Source organism: Sphingobium sp. SG1, assembly GCF_057063145.1.
This window is the reverse complement of sequence record NZ_JBVVOJ010000027.1, coordinates 22493-29410: the sequence shown is the minus strand read 5'-3', so window position 1 is coordinate 29410 and position 6918 is coordinate 22493. Positions and strand designations below refer to the sequence as shown.

5 protein-coding genes and 1 tRNA gene are annotated in these 6918 nt (G+C 64.5%); 1 reads left to right on the top strand and 5 read right to left on the bottom strand.

The window, feature by feature from the left end; translation table 11 throughout:
• Positions 1-409 precede the first annotated feature (409 nt).
• From AC0KVN_RS25775 to AC0KVN_RS25760, 4 genes are all read right to left on the bottom strand, one after another.
• The gene (locus AC0KVN_RS25775; RefSeq protein WP_483656571.1) at positions 410-1720 is read right to left on the bottom strand and encodes a tyrosine-type recombinase/integrase; all 1311 of its coding nucleotides are present in this window, start codon (positions 1718-1720) and stop codon (positions 410-412) included.
• Positions 1721-1875: 155 nt separating this feature from the next.
• Positions 1876-1951 (bottom strand) — tRNA-Ile (locus AC0KVN_RS25770).
• A 26-nt stretch (positions 1952-1977) separates the two neighbouring features.
• Positions 1978-3018, bottom strand: a complete 1041-nt coding sequence (locus AC0KVN_RS25765; protein WP_435568276.1) for a polysaccharide deacetylase family protein — start codon at positions 3016-3018, stop codon at positions 1978-1980.
• 73 nt (positions 3019-3091) lie between these two features.
• A complete protein-coding gene (locus tag AC0KVN_RS25760; protein WP_122129521.1) occupies positions 3092-4825 on the bottom strand; it encodes a sensor histidine kinase in 1734 nt (577 codons plus the stop codon).
• 200 nt (positions 4826-5025) lie between these two features.
• On the opposite strand from AC0KVN_RS25760, the gene AC0KVN_RS25755 reads away from it, so the two are divergent.
• Entirely contained in the window at positions 5026-5499 is a 474-nt protein-coding gene (locus tag AC0KVN_RS25755) for an Lrp/AsnC family transcriptional regulator (RefSeq protein WP_004207648.1), read from the top strand.
• Between the two features lie 95 nt (positions 5500-5594).
• Here AC0KVN_RS25755 and AC0KVN_RS25750 read toward each other — a convergent pair whose 3' ends face one another.
• Entirely contained in the window at positions 5595-6872 is a 1278-nt protein-coding gene (locus tag AC0KVN_RS25750) for a tetratricopeptide repeat protein (protein ID WP_435568277.1), read from the bottom strand.
• Positions 6873-6918: the final 46 nt, after the last annotated feature.

The window sequence follows — 6918 nt, the reverse complement described above, 5'->3', positions numbered from 1 at the left end:
TAGCGTCCGTGAACAGATCGTGTATATAGCGGAACAGGCATTGAAATGATTGGATATTGCACTGACTTTTAATCAGTTTTCCTCATGTATTTGATACCCGACGGCGGTATCGCCGTCGGGCCGGCATCAGCCGATTGAGTTCATTATGAGGTCAACGAGACGGGGGATTGCAGCCAGAACACCGGCCTGAATAATCACCGTCCAATCGATCCTCGACTTTTTCTTGCGGCTCATTGGGCACTCCCAATAACCGACAGCTGTCGATGAAGATGGATGCGCTAGCGCTAGCGCGGCGAAGCTCTATGATGAGTAAATTCGCCAGATGATTGACCGTCATCGTCGCTGTCTAAGACTGGGCGCGAATCGAAGTTCAGTTCTGTGCTCCCGCCTTTATAAGCAAAAAGCCGATTTATGGCAATAAAGTCGCCATCAGTGACTGCGGGACTGCGAGATCCTTGCTGATTATGTCAGCCCAAGCCTGTCCCAACTCGCGTCGCGGCTCCAGATATCTCGCCCGGTTATAGGCCCATTCGGATGCTGACATGCCCTTGGGCACGTGGGCAAGCATCATGTCGATGAGCATTCGGTCGCTGTCGAATCGGTGAGCCGCCGCTCGCTCGTTCATGATGGTCGAGAATGCCGAACGCCAGCCGTGCGGCACCATCCGGCCTTTGTATTTGCCGCCAGCCATCCGCTTATAAAGCGACGACAGTGCAGCATCGCTCATCGGCTCTCGCCATGATTTCCCGCCTGGGAACAGCAGTTGATACTTGCCGGTGATGACGCGGAGGGTGCGCAGGATCTCGACGGCCTGTTTCGGCAGCGGCACCTCATGCCCAAAGGCTTCATTCCCCTTGTCCTCGACCTCCAGCTTCATCCGGCTGGCCGATATCCGCCAGAGTGCCCCCGGCGCGGGGGCATCGGGCTTGTCCCAATCGATCCCCTCGAACTCGTCCCATGTCGCCTGGCGCAGCACGCCGACGCGAACGACTGTCAGGGCGAGCAGCCGCGAGGCGAGCTTCGTCACGACGTCGGAGGTGGAGCGGTCGACGGCATGCTGCAGTTCCAACAGCTCGGGCACCTTCGTAAGTGCCGGTTGCTTCGATCCCGTCGGCGTCGGCTTCAGCGCCTTGCTCAGGCGGGAGATCGCCAGCACCGCATCGCCGCCGATGAAATGCTCGCCCTCTGCGCGGTCGAACACGGCCTGGACATAACCCTTCACCCGCTTGGCCGTCTCGATCGAGCCGCGCTTCTCGATCTTGCGCAGTTCGCGCAGGACCATCGGGCCGGTGATGTCCGCGATCGGCAGCTTGCCCAGGCTGGGATAGATGTCTCGCTCCAGCCGGAAGCGGACGCGGCTCGCATGCGCTGCCGACCAGCCGGGCGTCTCATCCTCCATCCATTCTTCTGCGATCGCCTTGAAGGTGGCGCCGGCCGCGGCGATCGCCGCCTGCTTTGCCTTCTCCGCCTCGACGGCCGGATCCTTGCCCGCCCGCACGATCGCCCGGGCTGCGTCGCGCTGGTCGCGCGCGTCGGCGAGGGTGACATCGGGGAAAAGGCCGAAGGTCAGCCGCTTCTCTTTGCCTGCAAATCGATATTTGAAGCGCCAGGACTTCGCCCCTTTCGTCGATACGAACAGGTGCAGGCCAGCAGAATCGGCAAGCTTATAGTCCCGCTCGCCCGGCTTGGCGTTCTTAACTTCGGCGACGGTCAGAGCCACGATGCCCCCACTTTGAAATCTGATGCCCCCGCCGATGCCCCCGCATGGGGTGCGCTAGAGCGAGATAGCGTGAGACAAAGTGTAATTCAGGTGCCCCGAAATACAAGGGGCGCGGAGCCTCGGTGAGAACAAATGGTAAACATGATTGGGAAACTTGGTGGGCCCGGCAGGACTCGAACCCGCAACCTAGCCGTTATGAGCGGCCAGCTCTAACCATTGAGCTACAGGCCCCACCTTGAACGCGGCGATAAGGAGCATCAGGCGGCTTGGCAAGCCTTCGCACGCGCAGGAATGGCATCCAGCAACTGATCCAGGCTGACCGCCGCCACGCCGCGCCGCGCCAGATGGCTCAGCACCCTATCCCACCATCCGTAAAAGGCGGTGCGATCGGCCTCGTCACGGACATAGGGCGTGTGGCCCGGCTCCAGCGTGGGCGAATGGAAACTGAAATTGAGGACGCGCACGCCTTCCTCGATCAGTGCATCGATCGCCGCCGTCGCTTCGGCTGCGGTGATGCCTTCTGGCGTCAGCGGCACGCGCGAGAGCATCCGCGCCCGCGCCAGTGCGCCGGCCAGCGGCCCCATCGCCTGGGTCGCGCGATAAAGCCCTTCGCCCCCGCCCCGCAAAAGACCGGTGATCGCCGTCGACAGCGGTAATTCGACCAGGCTGCGGGTCGGCCCCGCCCAATAGGGATTTTGCGGCAGGCCATGGAAATCGGGGCCATGCTGATGGCTGTAATCGAACCGGCTGCGCACCGATGTATCGAGGCGAAAGCCTGCCGCCTCCAGCAGCCGCGCACTGTTGGGGCCGACGCCATAGCGCCCCGCCCGATAGGCGATCGGCCGGTGACCGAAACGATCCTCGATCCGCCGGCACAGCGCCTCCAGCTTGGCTGCCTCCACCGCCTCGGGCAGCGAACCGACATAGGAATTGGCGGCGTTCACATCCTCCACATGGGGCGGATTGACCCAGGGATGGAGATGCGCGCCGACATCGGCCTCGCCCGCTGCCAACCACGCCCCCATCATCCCGGCGGCCGCATCGCTATCCACCACCGGATAGTCGGTCACATAGACGGGCTTCACCCCGGCCGCCGCAAAATAGGCCTGACCGCGCGCCATGCCGGCCAGCGCCGTCACGCCATGGCCTTCCCGGCGGAAGGGCGCGTTCCAGTCGAATTCCTCTTCGGTATCGACGAACAGCATGAAACGGGTGCCGAACGCGGCCGGAAGCGCAATCATGTCCTCGGGCAGCGGCGCCCGAAGCAGATTGCCGTCATGATGATGAGCTGATTGCATCGCCCTTCCCTATCCCGCAATGGTTGCGATAGGGTTTCGTTCCGGTCAAGCCCGCGCCCGACCAGCCCGAAAATCAGCCATTGCCAACGACATCCTCTTCCATCCCGTCAACCGGGATGCGCAGCAGGAAACGGTCCGGCCCGACATCCAGGCTGCCGCCGCAACCGGCCGCCAGACTGCGGATCAAACGCAGCGAGAAGCCCAGCCCCAGCAACGGCCCATCCGCCCAGTCGCCCTCGGGCGTATAGCCCGGATCGAGCAGATGCGCCTCGTCCATGCCGCTCAGCGTCGACGGGCGATCGATCGCCAGCACCACCTTGCCCGACGCGCCATCGGGCTGGAACCAGCAGGCGCCCGTTACCGCCTCGCCCTCGGGCGCGACGGAAATCAGCGTGCGCAGCAGATGCTGCACCATGCGCTCGCCCTGCACCGGATCGATGCTGATCTGTGGCAGATCCTGCGACACGGCGATGTCGATCGGCGTCACCGCCCGACCATCCTGATCGCGGAAACGGGCCGCGACCTGCATCACCAGCAACGCCGGATCGATCGTCTGCGGCGCACCGATGCCGTCGCCGCGCGACACCTTGGCGGCCAGATCCAGATCGTCGAACGCTGCCAGCAGATGGCGCGCATCGACCGCGATATTGCCGGCCATCTCGCGATATTCGACGCCGGCCGGGCCGAACAATTCCTGTTCGATAATCTCGGCAAAGCCCAGGATCGCGTTTAGCGGCGTGCGCAGTTCATGCACCAGCTGGCGCAGCGAATCCGCCGACAGGCCGGCTATCGTCACCGGTCCCGACGGCGTCGTCGCCACTTCGTGCAAATAGGGGCGCCGTGCCTGACCGCGATAGCCCTGGAACCGGCCGGACCGCGGATCGAAGAAGGGGGTTGCCGACAGGCGCCATTCGCCTGCCATCATCCCACCGATGATGGTGAAGCGGCCATTCTGGAAGCCGCTGCGGCGCTGGAAGGCGCCGGCGACATGGCCATCGGGACCGCTCGCCCCTTCCAGCGCGATTTCGCCGAGCGACAGGCCGACCAGCGCGGCGCGCGGCCCCTGGTCCACCCAGACCAGCACGCCGGTCGAATCCGTCTCGAACGCAAAGAAATGCGGCTGTTCGGCGCGCAGCGCGGGCTGCGTCACCGGCGCGACGATGATGTCCTGCGGCGGTGCCTCTTCGGGCGGACGCCGGGTGCTGGTGAAGCGCGCAATGCGATCGACCAGGTTGCGGATCTGGTCGGGGCCGGGTTCGGCCACCGGCTGCGGCGCAACTTCCGGCTCGACCACGGGCTCGGCCGCGAGCGCCATGTCCGCGGTCAGCAGCATGTCGGCTTCGCGGACGCTCGTGCCGCTGGTCAGCACCAGGTCGGTCGGGCCGAACGCTTCGAGCCCCTGCCGCGTTTCGGGGCCGATGTCGCGACGGCCGCGCAGCACACCGCGCGCCGTGGGGCTGAGGTGCGGCAGCAGTGCAGCCCACAGCGGATCGGACAGGCGCGCGCGTGCCATCGCCGCGCCGGCGATCGCCGGACGGTCACCGGCAAAGAAGCGGATCAGGCTGGCCGAACGCAGCCGGCCGCCCAGTTCGACGACGGTCGCGATTCGCTGCATTTCAGACAGTTGCGGCCGCAACTGCGCCAATCGGCCGAGCAGAGCCTCGCGATCGGGTGCGTCCATGGGGGGACGATCATAACGATCATGCTGCGCCAGCAGGTCGACGCATTGCCGCCACAGCGTCACCGCGCCCACGCCGCTGCGATCGTCGGCAGCCAGCACGGTTTGCATGATGTCGTTGAAGCGCAACCAAAGTCCCCATATTCAAGCGGTAACAGGCGGCATGCCCGCATCGCTGTTCGTTACATCCTAACCGATAAGCAGTCCTTACCCAAAGCGAAAGCGTGATTTCGACGCACAATATGAGCGTCGCATAGTGGGACAATTGCATTGCGCTGAAATATTATTATGATGCGCCCGCAGTAACAGGTAAGGAAATAATCAATCTGATGGCGGGGCCCAATATCGACGACATCGACCTGCAGATCCTGGGCGAATTGCAGGACAATGGCAGGATGACCAATGTGGATCTGGCGCGGAAGGTCGGGCTGACGGCACCGCCGTGCCTGCGCCGCGTCCGCGCGCTGGAAGAAGCCGGCGCCATCACCGCCTATCATGCCGTGGTCGATCCGGCGATGCTGGGCTACACCATCACCGTGTTCGCGATGGTCAGCCTCAAGAGCCAGGCCGAGGCCGATCTGAAGGCGTTCCAGGACCATGTCGACGCCCTGCCCGAAGTGCGCGAATGCCATATGCTGAACGGCGAGATCGACTTCATCCTGAAGGTGGTCGCGCGCGACCTGCAGAGCTTCCAGCAATTCCTGACGTCGAAGCTGACACCGGCACCCAATGTGGTGAGCGTCAAGACGTCGCTGACGATCCGCACGTCGAAGAATCTGCCCGGCGTCCCGCTGCCGGTCTGATCCGGCCAGTTCGCGACAGCCGGCACGCAGGCGCAACGAAAAAGGGCCGGCCCCACGGGGGGACCGGCCCTTTTTCCTGTCATGTCGCGCCGCGATCAACTGGCGGTCTGCGCCGTGCCCTGCTGCGCCGACTTGCGATGCTGCAGATCGACCCAGACCGACCAGAAGCCGGCGACATTGCTCCAGTTGCCGCTGGTCACCTGGGCCAGCGTGGTCTTGCCACCGGCCAGATCGCCCGAACGGGCCAGCGCGATGCCCAGGCGCGCATTGGCATGGCCCTGATCGACCCCGCCCTTGCTCAGCGCCAGCCGATACTGTTCCACCGCCTGCGGATATTGACCGAGCGAGAAATAGCCGTCGGCCGCATTCAGCGCCGCCTTGCCATCACTCGCCGCCGCCGCCTTCTTCGCCAGCGCGGGCATGGCGGCGATATCCTTGGTCGCCTTGGGCGTCACCGCCTTCAGCAGCTGTGCCGTGGTCGCCTGGCTGGTGGTCAGCTTGCCGGCCGAACGGCCCGCCTCGATGATCGCCTTGGCTTCGGCAAAATTGCCGGTCTTCTCGGCCAGCTGGGCATAGGTCTGGTAATCGCGCTCGCTCGCCATGGCGCCATTGGCGGCCTGCAGGCGATAGAGGTCCAGTTGGACCTGCGGGTCGCTTTCCTGGCCGGCCAGATAGTTGGTCAGCGCCGAACGCCATTCGGGGGTCGACGGATAGACTTCCAGCCGCTCGCGATAGAGGCTGCTCACCTCATCCCAGTCATTGGCCTGATAGGCCATGGAGATGGCGCGGTCATACCAGGCGGCCGGAATCGGCTGACCCGATGCCTTCTGCTGCGCCAGCGCCTCCTGCACATAGGTGCGGGCTTCCTTGGACTTGTTCTTGCGCATCGCAATGTCGGCGCGCAGCATGGTGGCGTCGATGCCCGAATAGCCCAGCGTCTTGGCATAATCGAGCTGCGCGACCGCATCGGCATAGTTCGCGACCATGTAGGACAGATAGCCGGCGATGAAGCGCAGGCGCGGCGCGTCCGCCTTTGGCACCGAGCTGGTCTTGAACATGTCGGTCAGCGCGATCCGCTGGGCCTGGATGTCCCGGCGCAGCACCGCCACCTCGAAACGCAGGCCGGCCGCGGCATAGGCTTCCATGTCGGTGGTCGGATTGAGCGCGGCGATGCGCAGATTGGCGGTCGACGCGTCACGCGCCTTGATCGCGGTTTCGGCCGCCTGCACGTCGGCGCGGAAGGCGTCGGACATCTCGATCGGCGGACCTGCCACCACGATCTTCTTCTTGGCCGCAGCCGGCGTCGCCAGCATGGCGCCGGCCAGCACGACCGGCAGTCCGATAGTCAGAAAAACAGGATTCCGCTTGGCCATGACAGGCCTCCCCCACTGCAATATCCCGGCCCCCGGCCGGTCATTC